Source organism: Vibrio sp. V15_P4S5T153, assembly GCF_963874485.1.
Lineage (GTDB): Bacteria > Pseudomonadota > Gammaproteobacteria > Enterobacterales > Vibrionaceae > Vibrio > Vibrio anguillarum.
This window is the reverse complement of record NZ_CAWNHR010000018.1, coordinates 188,806-207,451: the sequence shown is the minus strand read 5'-3', so window position 1 is coordinate 207,451 and position 18,646 is coordinate 188,806. Positions and strand designations below refer to the sequence as shown.

The window sequence follows — 18,646 nt, the reverse complement described above, 5'->3', positions numbered from 1 at the left end:
TTTACTTCTGCTTTTTTCTTAGAGCATAGGCTAAAAGTATAAGGTGATAATTTAATCAATGAAATTATTTTCTATTTATATTTCTGTTAATTTGGTCGAATCAATCTTTAGTTTAGAACAAAAAAATCCCCACATAAGTGGGGACTTGCATATTGAAATGTTATTAGTGCCGTTACTGCCGCATTGTTTACTAAAAAATGAGATGTGCTACACCAGCTATCACTGGCAGTGTAATGAGCGTACGCAGAATAAATATGACAAACAGCTCAAGGATGTTGACAGGAATTTTGCTGCCTAACATTAATGCACCCACTTCAGACATATAGATCAACTGAGTCACTGACATGGCCGCAATCACGAAACGTGTCATTTCATTATCAATGGAAGCTGCAAGAATCGCGGGAATAAACATATCCGCAAAGCCGACCACAATGGTTTGAGATGCTTGAACAGCCTCAGGTACACCAAGTAATTCTAGAAAAGGAATAAACGGTTGGCCCAATACAGAAAATACAGAGGTGTATTCTGCAACAATCAGAGCCAGAGTACCCAAGCCCATCACGACAGGTAGCACACCAAACACCATATCAACAGCGTTACGCATGCCTTCAGCGAAGATCGATTTTGCAGATTTAACTTGGCTTGCTTTCGCCAGTGCTAATTCCATCCCCCATGAGAACGAGGTATGGCCGCTTGGAACTGCATCGGCATCTTTAGCTGGAGAGGTACCATCAATATAAGTGTTCTTTTTGAAACTTAATGGTGGCAGGCGAGGAATGATGATCGCTGCAACAAAGCCTGCAAGGCAAATGGTGCCATAAAAAGGTAGGAACAGATGCTCTAGCTTAACTTGCGCAATAACGACTAAGCTGAAGGTAATTGAAACGGCAGAAAACGTTGTACCAACAATAGCGGCTTCACGCTGTGTGTAGAATTTGCTTTCGTACTGTTTGCTGGTCAGCAAAATACCGACACTACCGTCGCCCAACCAAGAAGCCATGCAGTCGATTGCGCTACGGCCTGGAAGGTTGAAAACTGGACGCATGATTCTGCTTAATAAACTACCAAATAGCTCCAGTAGCCCGAAGTTAAGCAGTAAAGGCAGCAAAAGCCCTGCAAAAATAAATACAGAAAATAAAGTGGGTAATAAACCCTCAAGAACCATACCGCCAGTGTTTTCTTCCCAGATAGCCTTAGGGCCGATTTGGAAAAACGTCATGATGACGGCGATACCACCAAATACACGGACGGCTAACCAAAGAGCCGATGGATTAAAAAGCCCATTTAAGAAAGGACTCTTTGTAATGAATGCAGGTTGAAAAATTTTACATAAAATGGAAGCTGCAGACATAAAGGCGATGATCACTGTCACTATTGCAACAAGGTAATCGCCCAAAATAGCTTGGATAGATTTAGCAAGGACGGCAACTGGAATGGTTAAGTCACCTTGGTAGCTAATTGGCGCCATAAACAAAAATAGACCAATTAACGAAGGGATGAAAAACATCCAAAAGCTACTTTGTGTTGGTGCTACAGGAGCTTCAATAGTTTGAGCGTTATCTTGCATGTCGTGTCTCGTATTACTGCGGGTCAATAGTCACCAACTGGTGGCATAAAAATGCACTAAATAGCTCTATTTAGTCATTGCAGGCAAGAATATCTATTTTTAAGATGGCTTGCAATACTATTCATTAATCAAGGTTAAGTATTCAAACAAAAGAGCTGTTATTCTCAGATAACATGGTCATTTGTTTTGTTATTGTTGCATTGGTTAATAATCTGTTGGTGATTGAGGCGTGCGTTTTAAAAAGAATTAAGGAGGGCTGAGGAAAATTGGGCGGTTAAGGTAAGAGGGACGGGTCAGTCAAAGGCCTTTAACCGCAGGCTAAAGGCCAAAAATGTATAGGTCCAATGAGCTTTATTGAGCTGTACTGATATTCAAACGTTGTAGGCTAACGCTGAGCGCATCATCGAATTGACTAAAGAAATTATCTTCACCGACCAAATCAACAATCCCCGCTTTTTTCAGTTTCATTGCAACACGAGTATTTGCACCAGAGATCAACACTTGCACATTCTTTTTATGGAAGTTTTCGATCATTTCCTCAATGGATTGCAGGCCAGTAATGTCCATAAATGGAACCCATTTAAGGCGAATAATTAAAATTTCTGGCTGCTCTTGAATGCTGCTCATCACACGCTCAAAGGTTTCAGCCGCAGCAAAGAAAAATGGGCCTTCTAAGGCATAAACGGCGAGTTCTCTTGGTAACTGAGTTTGCCCATGACGAAGCAGCTCAGCACTGAGCTCATGGTGTGTACTGGCTTTTACCTCAACACTAGATGCCATACGTTTTACAAAGTGAAGGGTAGCGATGATCACCCCGATATTGACGGCGACAACTAAGTCAGCAAACACGGTTAATCCAAAGGTTAGCAACAAAATAACCACATCGGCTTTGGGTGCACGTTTAACCAATTTAATAAAGTGGGGAACTTCACTCATGTTCCATGCTACGACGAACAAAATCGCACTGAGTACTGCCAGCGGAATATTGACGGCTAATGGTGCAAGTGCAATAAGGATAATGACCAGAGTGAGCGAGTGCACCACGCCCGAAAGTGGGCTTGTCCCCCCGTTGCGTATATTGGTTGCAGTACGTGCAATGGCGCCTGTTGCTGCAATACCACCGAAGAGAGGAGCAACGATATTAGCGATACCTTGGCCGACTAATTCTTGGTTTGAGTTGTGTTTGGTGCCCGCCATACCATCGGCGACCACCGCAGAAAGCAATGATTCAATCGCACCTAGCATGGCAATCGCAAAAGCAGGGCCAATCAATAGAATAATTTGAGAGAAACTAACTTCTGGAAGCGAAAACTCTGGCAATCCTTGAGGTATGCCTCCAAAAGCCGATCCAATCGTGCGGATCCCTTCAAAGCCAACAAAATATTGCAACACGGTAACGGTGATGAGAGCAAGCAGCGGCCCTGGTACTTTCGAGAGCTTAGGGATCTTAGGACCGAAGATAACCAGCGCGAGTGAAAATAACGCAAGGCCTGTTGTGGCCCAATCCATCTGCGGAAAGGCATGGAAAATAGACACTAATTTTTGATGAAAATGCTCACCTTCGATCTTGGGGAGGCCGAAGAACTCTTGCCATTGCCCAACCCAGATGATGACACCGATACCGCTGGTGAAGCCGACGATTACGGGGTCAGGAATATAGCGGATGATGCTACCGAGTTTTGCGACCCCCAGAACCAATAGAATCACACCGGCCATCATAGTGGCTATCTGCAACCCGCTGACCCCATACTGGCTCACAATTCCAGCGAGTATCACGATGAAAGCACCCGTTGGGCCAGCTATCTGCACTCGCGAGCCGCCAAACAGTGAAACGATAACGCCTGCAATAATGGCGGTGTATATCCCTTGCTCCGGTTTCACGCCAGAAGCAATAGCGAATGCCATCGCCAGTGGCAGAGCGACAACCCCTACAATCAAACCTGCACTGATATTATTTAGCCACTGTTTTGGTCGTAGCAGACCGGCTTTATAGGATTCATATACGGCAAACATAATTGATAACCTTATTGAAAATAGGGGAAAATAGAAAGCGCGGTGGATTCTACGCTCATTTAAAATGCTGTAAAGAGGGGGGAATATTCAACTGAGGTTATAAATATAGTGGTTCGGCGGCGGAATTTTTACTATTTAGAGTTGTGGATGTGAGTCTATTTTCTTATGATTCACTAGGTAGGATGTTTTTTATACAGAGATGGAGTTTGTGATGATCAATAAACGTTTTTTTAAAACAAAAGAAGAAGTCGAAGTGACCTTTGAAGTGGACGTCCCAGATACGGCTGGCAATGTTGCGATAGTAGCGGACTTTCTTGACTGGCAACCAGAACCGATGAAAAAGGTGGCGAAAAGTAATAGTTTTAAATTTAAAACCCGTTTACCTAAAGATGCTGAATTTCAATTTCGTTACTTGTTGGATGACCAACAATGGGTTAACGATCCTAGCGCTGACCAGTACATTGCCAATGGTTTTGGCGAAGAAAATAGCCTAGTGACGACTTATCAATAGGTTGTTGATAAATCTTGTGAAAGCGTGAAATATGATTAGGACAGTACTCATTTTTACGTGTAATTGTTGATTTATTATAAGGCACTCCGGTGCCTTTTTTGACCATAGAATCACACGATATAGGTGACTTTTGAAACAGAAAGTCTTAATCTTGAGGCTCTTTTGACTTAATCCACAGGATAGATAGTGCTTCCTCGTTCTCTCATTCTGCGCTTTTCTGAGCTTTCACTTCCAAAAAAAGCGTCGATTATTGGCCTACCGATTGTCGCGGCCATCGCATTTTCCTCGTCTATTCAGGATAGCTCCTTACAGCGCCAAATTGAGCTCTCTATTACCGAAACTCAAATTGTTCAGTCGATTTTATCTGATGCTATTGAGGTAAAAAATCTTCCGGATTTTGAATATGAGATTAAATCTGGTGACAATTTAAGTACTATCTTTAATCAACTTGGCTTTGGTTACCAAGACTTGATGAAGATTATGGAAACCGATTTAAACTACCTCGCATTGGATACGTTAAAACCTGGCAACATCCTCAGGTTTTGGAAAGCGCAAAATGGAAATGCGCTTTCCAAAATGGAGCTAGAATTTAGCCTAGTCGAGCGCGCGGTATATTCACGTTTAGATGATGGTACCTATGAGTTTCAAGATGTTAAAATACCGGGTGTATGGAAAGAGTTCGCCATGGTTGGCGAGATCCAAGGCAGTTTTTCTCAGTCGGTCAATTCGATAGGGTTAGGCAGCGCTGAGATAGAACAGATCGTCTCTTTACTTAAAGATAAACTCAATTTCTCTCGTGATCTTAGGGTTGGCGATCGATTTGAAGTGGTTCAATCTCGTCAATTTGTCGGTGAGAAATTGACGGGCAATCGTGAAATCCAAGCGATTAAAATCTACAGTCGAGGCAAAGACGTTTCTGCTTATTTACACCGTGATGGGCAGTACTATGACAAAAATGGCGATAGTTTACAGCGCGCATTTCAACGCTATCCGACGACAAATAAACGCATTACCTCTAACTTTGATGCGCATCGCCTGCACCCAGTCACAAAAAGAGTGGCTCCGCACAATGGTACTGATTTTGGTGTACCAGTCGGTACTCCGGTATTCTCGACTGGCGATGGTACGGTGATCATGACGCGTAAGCACCCTTATGCGGGTAATTACGTGGTGATACAACATGGCAGTACTTACAAAACACGCTATTTGCATTTGAGTAAAATTTTAGTGCGTAAAGGTCAGAAAGTATCGCGAGGTGAGCGGATCGGTTTATCTGGACAATCGGGCCGAGTCACTGGGCCTCATCTGCATTATGAGCTGATGGTTCGAGATCGCGCAGTGAATGCCATGACCGCCAACATACCAATGGCAAACTCAGTGCCTAAAAAAGAGATGGCGGGGTTTGTTGCAAGGCGTAATGAACTCGATTCTATGCTTCAGCAGCAAGAACTGCGGTATGCCACCAGTGAGTCTTCGGCTGACCAAGAGTCTTAATGTGATAGCATAATGGATATTAGTAATCCCTCACTTTCAGAGTGAGGGTTTTTTATGCGCGCCGTACATGGCTCATGTTGTTCCAGTGAGTCACGATAGAGTGCGGTGTTTCTGGCTTTGAAAAATAGTAACCTTGGATCTGTTCACAGCCCATAGCATAGAGTTTTTCTAGAGCTTCTTGGTTCTCCACCCCTTCTGCGACGAGATCAACTCGAAGTTGATTTGCCAATTGAATAATCAACCAAACTACGCGCTCCGCTGTTTCGTTACACACCATGTTTTTGATAAAAGTGGCATCAATTTTAATGCAATCGATGGGGTAGCTATGGATGTAATTCAAGCTCGAATAGCCAGTGCCAAAGTCATCAAGCGCGATGGTAAAACCAAGTAGTCTGAGCTTATCTAAGATGTATCTAACTTCACTGGTTTGTGAAAGTAGTACTGTTTCGGTGAGCTCAATTGTGAATTCATTAGGCTCAAAGCCGTATTGAGTAATGGTTTGCATTAAGTGTTCGAGATAGCGCTTGGAGTTGATCAGTTCATGTGCCGAACAGTTAAGTCCTAATTTTACCTTGTAGCCTAAGCCCTCCTCTAGCTCAACTTTTGCTAGGCATGCCAGCTCAACAATGCGTTCTCCTAATTCCACAATTAAACCTGACTGCTCAGCAGTATCGATAAACTCAATCGGTGAAATCGCACCCAGAGTTTCGCTATTCCAGCGAGTGAGAATCTCAAAATAGTTCCACTGTTCTTGGTGACGACTGACGATCGGTTGCGCCACCACAAATAGCTCACTATTTTTACTGGTTAACTTATTGAGTTCACGGCGTAGAGCTTCTGTGATTTGGGTTTGACGATGGTATTGGTCACTCAGATGGGTATCATAGCAACGGATATTACTACCGCGAGTTTGCTTACACTCTTTGAGTGCTAAACAGGCATTGAGTATCAGTTGATCGGCCGTGATTGTCTCTTGAGTTTTCCTTGAAATGCCAATGCTTAAGCTAATTTTAATGCGATGTGATGCATCGACATAACCTGTATTTAGCTTATCCAATATGCAGCGGCAGATTTGCAACGGATCATTAGAGAAGGTGATAAACGCATATTCATCCCCTGCGATTCGAAATGCCAAATTCTCTTCCGGAACGCTTTGAATGATGGCATTAGCCACAAACTTAATGATTTGGTCGCCAATATAGTGCCCATATAAGTCATTGATCGATTTAAAATTATCGATGTCTAAATAAGCAAGAGTAAACGGCTCATTGGTTGTTTCAACTAAGCGTTCTAATTTGTCAGCTAGATAACTGCGGTTCATTAAATCAGTCAGGTTGTCGTGAGAAACTTCATAGCTAAGTTGATTAACCAAGCTGTCAGAGCGTTCGCTCAACCACTTATTGCGCAGGCTGTGAACGACTATGTTCGCAATGATTCGGTGGTAGCCAATCACGAATTCCTCATCTTCGATGGGAGAATAGAAGGTAGACACGAGCATTCCGAGTATTTCGCCATTCTTGGCACGTAGTGGAATACCGATATAGGCATCAATCTTATTTTCAATTAGAAACTTGTCATCAGGAAAAATTTTGATCACTTGTGATGGAAACAGACAGTATTCCTGTTTTGATTTCCACACTTGCTCACACGGTGTTCCCCTGAGCGGATAACCCGTGTCGTTGTTGTCTGGCGCCTCACCAGCATGAGATAAGGTGTGAGCTCTGTAATGCCATTTGTCTAACTCGACGATGCATGTACAGCAGGTTTGAAAATGTGTATGCAGCACCAATGTGGCTCGATCATGTAACTCAGAGCCATCGAGCAGCATGAGCTCGTTAATGGTGTTTAGACTAACTGCATCCCTAGCCAATGATGTTTTAGTCATATGTCGTACTCTGTTTTTTTAGAATATGCACTTAGTGACTATGGTCGACATTGCGCAGTTTTGCCACTCGCAATGATGGGTACTTGAGACGCAAAAAAATAAAATATTGGTTATTCAGCGGCTTAGTTGCAGAGTTTTATGAGTACTTTTTTGTCTAGGATAAATTTGCTCTGGTGGACAATTTTGTGATGGAAATAGACGTAATCCCCAATTTAGTTACCTAGCTTCATTCGTTAATTTTTCTTTTAAGTAGTTGAGAAATAAATGAGTTCGAGTGTGTTGATAATCAAGTTTAGGGTAATAAGCGTAAACCGTTGCTTGATCAACGGTGATATCGGGTAGCAAACGTACCAGATTGCCCAAACGTAGCTCTTCTTTGACCATCACGTCGTTGGTGACAATCACTCCCATGCCATTTTTGCCTGCATAGAAAAGTGCTTCTGGATTGGTTGTCGCGAAATTACCTGATAACGATAGGCGTTTGCCCGTTGAGGTTTTTAATTCGCGCGTTGTGTGTTCTCCCCAAATCAAGACATTGTGCTGTTGAAGCTGTTCGGCAGATTTGGGCATACCATATTTTTCAATATAGTTAGGAGAAGCATAAAAGCCGGCCCTATGTTCAAATAGGGGTGAGGCTTTAAAACTGAGGGAGTTGAGTTGGTCAATTTCTCGGCTGATGAATAAATCAAGGTGAAGTTCGGGCAATTGCCCCGGAGTTGTTGTGGTCAGTTGGATTCGAATGTCAGGGTAGCGCTGTAGAAATTCATCTAAATACTGCACCAAAAATTTTGAGCCCACAGAGAGTGTCGCCCCAATTTTTAGCAGGCCAGCGGGAGTTTGGCTGACAGATCGTGTTTCATCAACCACCGATTGCCAACTTTCAAGTTGTGCTTTTGCTCGCTCATAAAAGAGAGCACCCGCTTCGGTTTGTGTCACCGTTCGTGTGGTGCGCTTAAGTAACTGCACGCCAATTTTCTCTTCCAGCCAATGTACTCGTTTACTGATGGCTGAGCTGGTGGTATTGAGCTTACGTGCCGCGCCGTTAAAGCTGCCTTCTTCAACCACTCGCATGTATGTTTTAACATTTTGTATCCAATCCATCGTTACCCTACTCATTCCTCATTGGAACTAATTCATTTCCTGAGTGCTTTATTATCAAATCTGAGTTGCCAATATATACTGAAAACGTATTTTGACACCACATCTACCGACGATAAGAGCTCACTTAGCAATCCATGAAAACTCTCGCTAGCACACCATTTAAAAAGACGCCGATGTTATTGGCGATGATGATCATTGCCACGGGCCAAGTTGGGGTGAGCATCTATTTACCTGCACTGCCGCTGATCAGCCGAGACTTAATGGTTGACCAAGCCAGTATTCAATGGCTCGTCACGCTCTTTTTAGTGGCGTTTGGGATGTCACAGCTTTTTTACGGGCCATTGTCTGATGCGGTTGGTAGACGCCCGACATTTTTACTCGGGCAGGGGATCTATTTGGCCGGTACAGTATTGTGTGTCTGTTTTTCGGATAATTTTCATGCGTTGGCTGCTGGTCGCCTACTGCAAGGGCTTGGCGCGGGAAGTGCTTCTGTTCTTGGCCGCAGTGTGCTGCGTGACAGTTATGATGGTCTGCAATTAACAAAGGCGCTTTCTTACATCGCCATCACCGCCTCAATTATGCCAATTATTGCCCCCGTACTCGGTGGGTGGCTTGCCTTTCATTTAAGTTGGCAGTCCGTGTTTGTGTTCGTATTAGTGTATATCTGTACCATTTTTATTTTAGGTTGGTGGATATTGCCAGAAACGTTGCCATACGCGAAACATCGGTTTCAACCTAAGGCCGTATTGCATAACTACTTGCTACTCTTGAAAAATTCCCAAGTGCTGACCAGCGCCAGTTACAACTGGATCAGCTATTTATCTAGCTTAGTGACTCTGTCTGTGCTGCCTTTTCTCTTGCAAAACAAGCTGGGGTTAACGGCCGCCGATTATGGAACCGTAATGATCGTCCCTTCCGCGGGTTTGATGATAGGCAGTGTTGCCGTTAACTTACTCAATGATCGTTTTTCATCCCAACGTTTACTTGCTTTGGCGATTGTCATTATGGCTTTTGCCGGTATTTGGTTACTGATAACCCCGATGAGCGTGTTCAATTTAGTGTGGGGATTTACTTGGTTAACGGTTGCGCAAGGTATCTCATTTCCATTATCCACCAGCATGCTGCTCGGGCCACACAAAACTCAAGCGGGCTCCGTTGCGGCTTTATCCGGCTCCATTCAAATGTGTTTAGCTGGATTCTTAGGAGGATACTTGGTGGAAAGATGGATCACGAGTCAGATGTCGCTAGGCTGGTTCTATTTAGCAACCAGTTGCGCTATGTTTTTGGTGTTGTGTTCTTCCTATCGCTTACGTCAAACCAAATTCGCTTAATGCTGTTTATACCCTTCCGGTTTGAAGCGGTTTAAGTCTAGTGGTGCATTTACATCGTACATGTCGGCACAAGAGAAATAATTTGAGGTATAATCTCGGCGACATTAATTCGACGGAAAAATCAATGCAACAAGATGAATTTCAAGCATTAGTCAAAAGCTTGTGCGAGCAAAAAACACTTCCTCAAGCGTTAGATATGCTGAAAGTATTTGAAGATCAAGATATTGCTGAAGCAGCCTTATCGTTAGTGGGTCAGTTTGCTTTAGCCGAAGTGGATGGGGAGCAACGCATTTACCACGTCGTGTTGCAAGAAAACGAGCAAGGTGAAGAAGAAGAGTTTGTCGAACACATTATGAATGAAGGCGATGACGTTATTAAGTTTGTTGCTTGGTTTTTTGAAACCATGTTTGAAGTTAAGCAGAAAGAAACTTACTTGGCTGCTGGTAAAACCTATAAGCAGCCTAAACGCGGTTAACTGAAAATTAATTACTTTATTTTGTGACTTAAGTCTTGTTTTTGTTCTTTTTTGGACTAATATACACCTCGTCAGGTAAATAAATTACATGTTGAGGTGATTCATGGGTTATGAATTAGGTGGTGCTTACGTTGGTCAACTGATCGCAAAAAAAGCGATGTATGATGCAATGCATGGCAAACCACAAGCAAAGAAAAAGTCTTTCATTAAAACGCTAGTGAAGAAATTCAGCAAATAGTGAATGCCTAAGAATTAAAAAGCCCTAGCTTGGTAACAAGCTGGGGCTTTGCTTTATTTACTGGGGTAAAAATGACTGTGCAAATTCGTCCACCATTCGTCCACAAAGAGCCCGTATACCATTACTGACTAAAGAGTCGGCGGTTTCTGAGGCGTCAGTACTTTTTCTTCTAAAGTAACCAGATACTCTGGGGGGGCACTACTGACTTTTTTTGGTTAGCCAATCTTCCAATTTATCACACCCGCCGATATAGCGGCTTTCTAGCCAAATTTGTGGCACGGTGACGGGCGTTTTTTGACCAATGATGGCTTTAACTTCTGGGATCATCCGGTACAGCGCCGCACTTTCTTTGACTACATCATGATAGGTGTATTGAATCCCCGCTTCATCCAGCAATTTCTTTGCTTTGACGCAGTATGGGCAAGTGGCTTTTCCATACACAATATTGCCAGTTAACTCGTCACGTTGTGCCCACTCTTTGATCACCGATTGAACCAAAACACCTCGATTTAACGCTTCTCCTTGGCTGATCACTTTACCTTCAACGACCAATATTGGGGCGTGCCATGCGCCCAATTTCAAGGGTTCCCACCAGTACGATAGCCAGTCTTTGACTTCTAACTCGATGGGAATGCCCTCCAGTTCATTATTGAAGGTGTCAGTCAAAATGTCCTTGGTGAGCGTACACTCGCCGCAAGGGATGGTGACTTTAAATGGACCCCAACTTCCGGCCCATCGGTATAGTGTGATTTTTATCGGTTTTGCCATCGTGTTTTCCTCAAGAAGCATTGCTTAGAGAATAGGAAAGAGTTGAGTGACTTTTTATTTCAACGAGAAGATTTTTTTGTTTCCCAGTGAGTAATAAAGGCCACTGAAGCGATAATGATGGCAGCGCCAAGCCATAATCGCCCGGGTGGTGCCCAGCCAAACACTAACCAACCCGCCAAAACATTCAGTGGCAGCTTCGCGTGATCAAAAGGTTGCACAAAAGACGCATCTGCCACCGCATAGGCTTTAACGATCGCCCATTGAGCCAGTGCTGTCATCGCACCCGCAAAAAGCAATATGAGCCATAGAGTGCTCCCTTGAGGTGTTTGCCAATCTGGTAAAGCGAGCAGTAGATTGAACGGTGTGATCAGTACCAAAAGGTAGACCACCATAGTAGACGGTGAGTCATGGGCAGACAGTTTTTTCACCATCAAAGAGTAACAAGCCCAAAAAAATGCCGCGCCAACAGGCAGCAACGATGCCCAGTTGAAATCGTCAGCCCAAGGTTCAAGGATGATCATCGCCCCGACAAAGCCAGTTAATGTTGCTCCCCAGCGCGCTGTACCCACTTTCTCTTTTAAAAAAAGGCCTGAGCCAATCGTGGCAAACAGAGGAGAGGTCATCAGCAGTGCAATACCTTGCCAAATGGGTACGGGATAGGCGAGTGCCCATAACCAGAGTTGTATGCCAATCACAGATAAAAACACACGGAAAATATGCATGCTTAAATGCTCGGTGCGCAGCGAGTAGCGGATCCCTAACGTTGATAAATACGGCAAAATAACGACTAACGCGATGGCATATTGAACCAGCGCCACCGTGGTAGATGACAGGCCATAATTGATACTGGCGACTTGAGCAAGGCTATTGACTATCGCAAAGGCGAGGCCTGCGATTAGCATCCAACTTGCCCCTTGGATTGGGTGGTGAAGTATTTTGGTCATAGAGAAAAGGGTTATAGAAAAAGTCGTTGAATCATACTGACTTATCAGCGTTAAACCAATCTCTGAAATGAATGGAGTGGTTCAATAAATTTGAGCAAGTGTTATCCCTGCTGATTTCCACTTGTCTGAAACGCCAAACATTTTGCGTATGGGCTGTGGTGATGGGATAAAAAAAGCCCCCTAAAAAGAGGGCGAAAGAACATGAACGGCCAGTGCTCTGCCTTAGCACTGAAAAGAAGCACAAACGCTGCCATGCATTTGTACTTATTACATAGCAGGTTGTGTGCCAAATTTAACTTATTGAAAAATAATGAAATTATATCATTGGCTCTATAAGGGATGGTCTAGCCTAGTGCAATGTGTTTCATTGTGGTGCAATGCCGTCAAATAAAAAAGGCCAAGCGAGTGCTTGGCCAAAAGGATGATATCCTTAGGGAGTATATGCGTTCGTATGATTGAAATTAGAAGTTGTAACGTAGGCCTAGGCGAATAGAGTCTTTTGCATCATACGCAGTGCTGAGGTCTTTTTTATCTAGGTTGTTTATTTTGTAGGCAACGTAAGTGTAGATTGATTTATTGAAATCATAACGCCCTGTCAACTCAGCAAAATCACTTTTCGTCGTTGTGACGTTTGCAGTTTCATTTTCCGTTTTTTGATACACACCAATCAAGCGGAAGTTACTTGTGATTTTGTATTGCGCAGCAAATTCAATCCCGTTGAATTCACTCTTTGCTTTATCGTCCAAATCCCCTTGTGTATAGGTCAGGCCTAAGTACAAATCGTCCAACGTGTAATTCACACCGGCAATAATTTGATTCGCTGCACCTTGGCCTGTGCCATTATCGTTGCTTGCGTAGCCCAAGCCTAAACCAAGGCCGATAGGTAAGTTATAAATTGCAGAAAGACCAAAGCCATCGGTGTCTTTTTCTTCGCCTGCAATAAAGCTTGCTTTCACATTGAGGGCATCAAATGTAGCTGCGTAGAGGAAGGTGTTGTTGATTTGCTCATTACCTGCGTTGATGAACTCTTTTTGAGCGCCAGTATAAGTACCGATGTCTGACATTTGAGAAATTTGCACGCCAGCTGTATCTTGGCGGCCGACAGAAATAGCACCAAAATCAGCTTGTAAACCTGCAAATAGGTAACGTTGGTTGAAATCAGAATTCTTATCGTTGCTGGCGGAGGAATTAACCGTTTGCTCTGCTTCATAGGTTGCAAAACCTTTCAAAGAGTCAGAGATTTCTGTTGAACCTGTAATGTTCAAACGCGCACGGCTTTTGTTTTTCATCGTACCTTCAATTTCTTTGCCTTTGTCATCACCACCGAAATCGCCACGAAATTCTGCACGTCCACCAACTTTAAGCTCATTTCCATCCGCTTTGTAAACGGTCGCAGCAAAAGAAGAACCTGATACCAATGCTGTAAGAATTGCGGTTGCGATTGTTGCTTTGTTCATTTTATTTACCTTATCCATAATCAATGAGCTTCAGTGCTCGAACGGTTTGATGTGAGTAAAGTAGATGTTTTAAATGAATGTTTAATTACTGATTCATGATGTTTACATGTTGTTTTTATTGATGATTTATTAAAAAGAATGTTATGTAGTGATGTTCAAAATAGTCAAGGTACCATGAATTTTGAGTCGAAGATCTTACTTTTATCTAATGAAGATGCAAATCCATTCACTCGCGCTGTAGATGAGGTAAACTCGACGATCTTAGTCATCTCAAGGAAGAGTATATGTATTCGGTTCGTTTGGATAAACAGAAGATAACCCCGTCTAAAGTGTTGTGTGTTGGTCGGAACTATATTGAACATATTCAAGAGCTTAATAACACAATGCCAGAACAAATGGTGGTGTTTAATAAACCTAACACGAGCATCACAACCACTCTATCCTCGTTTCACCAAGAGACGCTTCACTATGAAGCTGAAATTTGTTTTTTGATCAAAAAAGGTCAATATAGCGCGGTTGGTTTGGGGTTAGATCTGACTAAGCGGGTACTGCAATCTCAGCTTAAAGCAAAAGGTTTACCTTGGGAGAGGGCGAAAGCATTTGATGGTTCAGCAGTACTTAGCCGATTTGTGCCACTGCATGGTATCGACACCAATAAGTTGCAGTTAGAGCTATTCATCAACTGTGTTCGGGTTCAGTGCGGTGGTGTAAACCAAATGATCTATTCACCCGCCATCATTTTAGAAGAGCTGAAATCTTACACATCGCTGCTTGATGGTGACGTTGTGATGACCGGAACGCCACAAGGAGTTGGAGAAGTGCATTGTGGCGATCTCTTTTTAGGGCGTCTTAAATGTGGAGAGCAGACTTTAATCGAGATTGAATGGCTAGCGCAATAAAACTGATTTGCGCTATTCGGGCTGCGGTTATTATCAGTATTCACCGCAGCCTCTGTCTTTAATGGGCTAAGAGCGTTAAATTTAGCAAAAAGAAAGTCGCCATGCTGATGATCGTGGTCAGCAGGACATTCTTGGTTTTCCATGCAATCAGTCCCGCTAATGCTGCGGCCCACAAGTAGGGATTATGGCGATCAAGCCAAAGTGTTTGATCTGGCAGGAACACAATCGGAGCCCAAATAGCAGTTAATACAGCAGGGCTAGAATAAGTGAGTAAGCGCTGGATAACTGGGTTGAGACGCAGCGGTAATTTAGGCTCTAAGAACAGATAACGGCTCATAAAGACCAAAGCGGTCATGGCGAGGATAGAAAGCAGAATCATCGTTGGTTCCTCCTGCTCGAACAGAGTAAAACTTCAGAAACATAACCTGCACACATTGCGCCAATGCTTGCTAGCATTAAGCTACCTTCAACTTGCCAAAGAGTCAGGCTTACCGATAACACTAGGGCACTGATGACAGCAACGAGTATCGGTATGTTTTTAATGTTCGGAATGACAATGGCGATAAAAGTAGCCGCGACTGCAAATTCCAACCCCAACTCGTTTAAAGCGGGGATGTAGCTGCCCGCAATAATGCCGGCCAGTGTGGCCAAATTCCAAACTAAATAGAAGCTTAAACCCGCACCAAGCGCGTACCAACGGTTAAACTGTTTTTCATTTTGTTGTCCGCAGACCGCAAACAGCTCATCAGTGAGCAGAAAACCCAGAATTAAACGCCAACGTGTCGGGAGTGGGCTGATTTTGCTGCGCATGGAAACGCTGTAGAGAAAATGGCGAGAAGTGATGAAAAATGTGGTGATCAGCAGAGTCAACAGCCCTGCACCTGTTTTAAACATCCCCGTGGCGACGAGTTGCGCTGAGCCTGCAAATAAAACCGCAGAGAGTGCTTGGCTCTCTAATACGGTCAGGCCACTTTCAATCGCAAATGATCCTGCCAATAAGCCCCATGGTAAAACGGCAATACTCAGCGGTAGCATGGCCAGTGCGCCTTGCCCAAAGAGGCGACCTCGAGGTTCTAAATGTATGTGGTTCAATAGTGTGCTATCCATAGTAATTCCTTTGCTGGAAGTGATGAATCTATCAAGCCACAAGGTTGGGTCAAGCGATTGTACAAAATTGCGCTTGCTATTTGGCTAAGAACTGTTTTGGCGTTAAGCCCATTGCACGCTTAAAGTGGCGATGTAGATGACTTTGGTCATGAAACCCAGATTCTTGCGCAGCATCTGAAATGGGATGACCACTTCTCAATAGTGTTTTAGCATAACGCAACCGCGCTTGAATTTGATAGGCATGCGGTGGGAAGCCATACATTTTTTGAAATGAACGAACCAAATGATAGGGGCTAACTCCAGCTAGTTTTGATAAATCTTCTAATGAGACATCGGCCTGAGGAAAGTCATCTAAGAATTCTTTAACCGTATAGAGCGACTGCTGAATTTTAGTTTTAGGTAGTGAGATAGGAGGACTTTTGGCATGACGTGCTACCAGTTTGGTTAGGGTCGCGTACACTAATGTTTCGCGTAATAGACGGTTACTCGACTGCTCTAACGTATCAAAAACTAAACGAAATTGGTTTGCTAATTCAGGATCGTAGACTACGGGTTCTGGAAAATAAGGAGCGCATGAGTTAAAGGAACCTAACTCTTGAAGCACGGTACTAAATTGTTCTGGAAGTGGGTACATGGCTTTATAGGCCCAACCACCTTTTACAGCAGAATGGCCATTATGGACTTCTTCGGCATTAACCAAAATAATGCTGTCTTGTGGAGCAATATGATGACCACCGGTGCGGTAAAATCGTTGAGCACCGCGTTCAATAACTCCTACCGTGTACCCTTCGTGGCTGTGGCGCGAAAAGTTTTGTGTTTCGTATTGTGCATCGAGAAGCTCAATTCCGCCAAGTTCATTAGCGATATGAAACTTGGCTAGTTCTCTCTTTTTGCTTTTCTGCTTGGGCATTTCATATCCTACCTTTTTGCAACAACCAGTGTAGCCGATTTATTCAGAATGGTTTTGTACAAAATTGCGCATATCAGTGTTATCCACTGAAGGCAAAAGAGTGTCGCGATAGTGCGCAACCTAAACAGATGAAATAAAAATGCCGCCAACAATGAACTGAAGACGGCCTGTTATTTCGCTGTGCTTGTCCAGCAATGAGCGCTACAAGCTGTGTTGGTGTTCTGCGATGAGCATCGCCATTTGCTCGTCGGCTTTTTTCTCGGCGCTGGCGAAATCTTCTTCTGCTTCGAAGGCTCCGACGACCTCGTAATAGCATTTCAATTTAGGCTCAGTGCCCGACGGGCGCACAATCACTCTCGCTCCGCCTTCCAAGTGATAGGTCAATACATCGCTAGCAGGAAGTTGAATCGCTTGCGTTGTTCCATCGGCAATATAACGTGTTAGTGATTTGAGATCGTCGGTCATGAGCACTTTTCTACCGGCAATTTCCGTTGGCGGTGTGGCGCGAAGCTTGTCACCGATAGGCGGTGAGTTAGGGTCTAACTTAATGCTACGTTGTGCATTAATGTAAAAACCGTGCTGGCGGTAAATGGTTTCGAGTTGATCCCAAATAGTCTTACCTTGGCTGTATAATTCGGCCGCTAGTTGTGCAAATGCCACCATGGCCGAAAGGCCATCTTTATCCCAAACGGTTTGCCCTATGGTGTAACCCAATGCTTCTTCATAGGCGAATAAGAACTGCTGTTCATCGCTTTGTTGTTGCATCGCCACGTTGGTCAACCATTTAAAGCCAGTCAAGGTTTGGTAGTATTTTGCACCTTTCGCCTGCGCAATATTTCCGAGTAAACTGGATGAGACGATGGTGTTGCCAACCAACTGCTTTGAGGCATCGGTTTTGGAGAGCAAATAGTCCCCAAATAGTGTGCCAACTTGATCGCCAGTCAGCATTTGGTATTGACCATCCGCTCGTTGTACGGCAACGGCAAATCGGTCGGCATCTGGGTCGTTGGCGCAGGCCAGTTGTGCATTTTGGGCATGGGCTAACGCGATAACCATATCCATCGCCCCCGGCTCTTCAGGGTTCGGGAAGTTGACGGTCGGGAAACGGCCATCCGGCTCTCGTTGTTCCTTTACACTGATGACATGGGTAAACCCAGCGTCATGCAGCAAAGTTTCAGCCATCTCAGCGCCGACACCATGCATCGCGGTATACGCAATGGTAAGGCATTGCGGATCAGTGTGGTGGTTTAACAATGGGCTTTGATTGAGGGTACGGCGGTAAGTTTGGTAATACTCTTCTGTTAGCCATTGCAAAAGGCCTTGTTGGTGCGCGTTGTCTAACGGCATCAGAGAAATAGCTCGCATTGCCGCTAAGTCGATTTCTGCTGCAATACCTGAATCGTGAGGCGGGATAATCTGTGCACCATTTTCCCAGTACACCTTAAAGCCATTGTATTCGGGTGGGTTGTGACTGGCGGTGACTACGACTGCGGCGGCGGCATTAAAGTGTTTTACCCCAAAAGCGACTACTGGGGTCGGTGCCACTTTATGCGTGAGATACACTTTGATCCCCAGCGCGGCGAGTACTGAGGCGGTATCGTGTGCAAATTGCTGAGAATCTGGCCGGCCATCATAGCCAATCACCACCCCACGTGTTTTGGCATTGCTGACTTGTTGAATGAGGTAGTGCCCTAAACCCGTCGCCGTTTCTTGAATTACCAGGCGGTTCATACGATTAGGGCCGCATCCCACCATGCCGCGTAAACCTGCGGTGCCGAACTCAAGGCGTGATTGAAAGCGAGCTTTTATCTCATCTAACTGATGCTGATCGACTAGTGCTTGTAGTTCTTGGCGAGTTTTAGGATCGGGATCTTTTTCTAACCATTCGGAAACGTGTTGCATCATGGTTTCACCTTCTTACATTCATGTTGAATTGATCTTAACTG

General features: G+C 44.1%; 17 protein-coding genes. 6 read left to right on the top strand and 11 right to left on the bottom strand.

The genetic code is table 11. The annotated features are described in order from the left end of the window. Positions 1–190: 190 nt before the first annotated feature. Positions 191–1,567, bottom strand: coding sequence for a YjiH family protein (locus tag AACT42_RS16435; protein ID WP_026027937.1), 1,377 nt, complete (start codon positions 1,565–1,567; stop codon positions 191–193). Between the two features lie 351 nt (positions 1,568–1,918). Beyond that, positions 1,919–3,580, bottom strand: coding sequence for a SulP family inorganic anion transporter (locus AACT42_RS16430; protein WP_094132313.1), 1,662 nt, complete (start codon positions 3,578–3,580; stop codon positions 1,919–1,921). A gap of 211 nt (positions 3,581–3,791) precedes the next feature. Between AACT42_RS16430 and AACT42_RS16425 the strand changes: the two genes are divergently transcribed. Next, entirely contained in the window at positions 3,792–4,091 is a 300-nt protein-coding gene (locus tag AACT42_RS16425) for an isoamylase early set domain-containing protein (RefSeq protein ID WP_026028657.1), read from the top strand. A 186-nt stretch (positions 4,092–4,277) separates the two neighbouring features. After that, the gene (locus AACT42_RS16420) at positions 4,278–5,585 is read left to right on the top strand and encodes a peptidoglycan DD-metalloendopeptidase family protein (protein WP_017050287.1); all 1,308 of its coding nucleotides are present in this window, start codon (positions 4,278–4,280) and stop codon (positions 5,583–5,585) included. A 52-nt stretch (positions 5,586–5,637) separates the two neighbouring features. Here the strand turns inward: AACT42_RS16420 and AACT42_RS16415 are convergent, their stop codons facing one another. Then, a complete protein-coding gene (locus tag AACT42_RS16415) occupies positions 5,638–7,470 on the bottom strand; it encodes a putative bifunctional diguanylate cyclase/phosphodiesterase (protein WP_094132311.1) in 1,833 nt (610 codons plus the stop codon). Between the two features lie 216 nt (positions 7,471–7,686). Then, positions 7,687–8,571, bottom strand: coding sequence for a LysR family transcriptional regulator (locus tag AACT42_RS16410; protein WP_026027569.1), 885 nt, complete (start codon positions 8,569–8,571; stop codon positions 7,687–7,689). Between the two features lie 134 nt (positions 8,572–8,705). On the opposite strand from AACT42_RS16410, the gene AACT42_RS16405 reads away from it, so the two are divergent. The 3 genes from AACT42_RS16405 to AACT42_RS16395 all read left to right on the top strand — a co-directional run bounded on the left by AACT42_RS16405 (position 8,706) and on the right by AACT42_RS16395 (position 10,615). Then, positions 8,706–9,902 carry a multidrug effflux MFS transporter gene (locus tag AACT42_RS16405; RefSeq protein ID WP_094125776.1) on the top strand — a complete coding sequence of 399 codons (1,197 nt, stop codon included), beginning with the start codon at positions 8,706–8,708 and terminating at the stop codon, positions 9,900–9,902. 124 nt (positions 9,903–10,026) lie between these two features. Next, entirely contained in the window at positions 10,027–10,377 is a 351-nt protein-coding gene (locus tag AACT42_RS16400; protein WP_026027570.1) for a hypothetical protein, read from the top strand. A 103-nt stretch (positions 10,378–10,480) separates the two neighbouring features. Continuing rightward, positions 10,481–10,615, top strand: coding sequence for a hypothetical protein (locus AACT42_RS16395; protein ID WP_013868100.1), 135 nt, complete (start codon positions 10,481–10,483; stop codon positions 10,613–10,615). Positions 10,616–10,813: 198 nt separating this feature from the next. Here the strand turns inward: AACT42_RS16395 and AACT42_RS16390 are convergent, their stop codons facing one another. From AACT42_RS16390 to AACT42_RS16380, 3 genes are all read right to left on the bottom strand, one after another. Continuing rightward, positions 10,814–11,383 carry a glutaredoxin domain-containing protein gene (locus AACT42_RS16390; RefSeq protein ID WP_010320515.1) on the bottom strand — a complete coding sequence of 190 codons (570 nt, stop codon included), beginning with the start codon at positions 11,381–11,383 and terminating at the stop codon, positions 10,814–10,816. A 59-nt stretch (positions 11,384–11,442) separates the two neighbouring features. Further along, complete coding sequence (locus tag AACT42_RS16385; protein WP_013868098.1) at positions 11,443–12,327, bottom strand: DMT family transporter; 885 nt, start codon at positions 12,325–12,327, stop codon at positions 11,443–11,445. A 461-nt stretch (positions 12,328–12,788) separates the two neighbouring features. Then, complete coding sequence (locus AACT42_RS16380) at positions 12,789–13,784, bottom strand: porin (protein WP_176429061.1); 996 nt, start codon at positions 13,782–13,784, stop codon at positions 12,789–12,791. A gap of 284 nt (positions 13,785–14,068) precedes the next feature. On the opposite strand from AACT42_RS16380, the gene AACT42_RS16375 reads away from it, so the two are divergent. Beyond that, entirely contained in the window at positions 14,069–14,683 is a 615-nt protein-coding gene (locus tag AACT42_RS16375) for a fumarylacetoacetate hydrolase family protein (protein ID WP_094132307.1), read from the top strand. Positions 14,684–14,741: 58 nt separating this feature from the next. On the opposite strand, the gene AACT42_RS16370 is transcribed toward AACT42_RS16375, so the two are convergent. The 4 genes from AACT42_RS16370 to AACT42_RS16355 all read right to left on the bottom strand — a co-directional run bounded on the left by AACT42_RS16370 (position 14,742) and on the right by AACT42_RS16355 (position 18,605). Beyond that, positions 14,742–15,062: an AzlD domain-containing protein gene (locus AACT42_RS16370; protein WP_094132306.1), complete on the bottom strand. Its 321-nt coding sequence runs from the start codon at positions 15,060–15,062 to the stop codon at positions 14,742–14,744. Beyond that, entirely contained in the window at positions 15,059–15,790 is a 732-nt protein-coding gene (locus tag AACT42_RS16365; protein ID WP_094132304.1) for an AzlC family ABC transporter permease, read from the bottom strand. Before AACT42_RS16365 ends, AACT42_RS16370 begins: the two co-directional genes overlap by 4 nt. Positions 15,791–15,866: 76 nt before the next feature. Then, positions 15,867–16,700 (bottom strand): AraC family transcriptional regulator, encoded by an 834-nt coding sequence (locus tag AACT42_RS16360; RefSeq protein WP_029189976.1) that lies wholly within the window; start codon positions 16,698–16,700, stop codon positions 15,867–15,869. Positions 16,701–16,901: 201 nt separating this feature from the next. Beyond that, positions 16,902–18,605 (bottom strand): phospho-sugar mutase, encoded by a 1,704-nt coding sequence (locus AACT42_RS16355; protein WP_094132302.1) that lies wholly within the window; start codon positions 18,603–18,605, stop codon positions 16,902–16,904. Positions 18,606–18,646 lie beyond the last annotated feature (41 nt).

Excerpts from the sequence above, each read along its gene's own strand:
- AACT42_RS16435 (WP_026027937.1), bottom strand. The coding sequence starts at position 1,567 with ATGCAAGATAACGCTCAAACTATTGAAGCTCCTGTAGCACCAACACAA.
- AACT42_RS16430 (WP_094132313.1), bottom strand. The coding sequence starts at position 3,580 with ATGTTTGCCGTATATGAATCCTATAAAGCCGGTCTGCTACGACCAAAA.
- AACT42_RS16425 (WP_026028657.1), top strand. The coding sequence starts at position 3,792 with ATGATCAATAAACGTTTTTTTAAAACAAAAGAAGAAGTCGAAGTGACC.
- AACT42_RS16415 (WP_094132311.1), bottom strand. The coding sequence starts at position 7,470 with ATGACTAAAACATCATTGGCTAGGGATGCAGTTAGTCTAAACACCATT.
- AACT42_RS16410 (WP_026027569.1), bottom strand. The coding sequence starts at position 8,571 with ATGGATTGGATACAAAATGTTAAAACATACATGCGAGTGGTTGAAGAA.
- AACT42_RS16405 (WP_094125776.1), top strand. The coding sequence starts at position 8,706 with ATGAAAACTCTCGCTAGCACACCATTTAAAAAGACGCCGATGTTATTG.
- AACT42_RS16400 (WP_026027570.1), top strand. The coding sequence starts at position 10,027 with ATGCAACAAGATGAATTTCAAGCATTAGTCAAAAGCTTGTGCGAGCAA.
- AACT42_RS16395 (WP_013868100.1), top strand. The coding sequence starts at position 10,481 with ATGGGTTATGAATTAGGTGGTGCTTACGTTGGTCAACTGATCGCAAAA.
- AACT42_RS16390 (WP_010320515.1), bottom strand. The coding sequence starts at position 11,383 with ATGGCAAAACCGATAAAAATCACACTATACCGATGGGCCGGAAGTTGG.
- AACT42_RS16385 (WP_013868098.1), bottom strand. The coding sequence starts at position 12,327 with ATGACCAAAATACTTCACCACCCAATCCAAGGGGCAAGTTGGATGCTA.
- AACT42_RS16380 (WP_176429061.1), bottom strand. The coding sequence starts at position 13,784 with ATGAACAAAGCAACAATCGCAACCGCAATTCTTACAGCATTGGTATCA.
- AACT42_RS16375 (WP_094132307.1), top strand. The coding sequence starts at position 14,069 with ATGTATTCGGTTCGTTTGGATAAACAGAAGATAACCCCGTCTAAAGTG.
- AACT42_RS16370 (WP_094132306.1), bottom strand. The coding sequence starts at position 15,062 with ATGATTCTGCTTTCTATCCTCGCCATGACCGCTTTGGTCTTTATGAGC.
- AACT42_RS16365 (WP_094132304.1), bottom strand. The coding sequence starts at position 15,790 with ATGGATAGCACACTATTGAACCACATACATTTAGAACCTCGAGGTCGC.
- AACT42_RS16360 (WP_029189976.1), bottom strand. The coding sequence starts at position 16,700 with ATGCCCAAGCAGAAAAGCAAAAAGAGAGAACTAGCCAAGTTTCATATC.
- AACT42_RS16355 (WP_094132302.1), bottom strand. The coding sequence starts at position 18,605 with ATGATGCAACACGTTTCCGAATGGTTAGAAAAAGATCCCGATCCTAAA.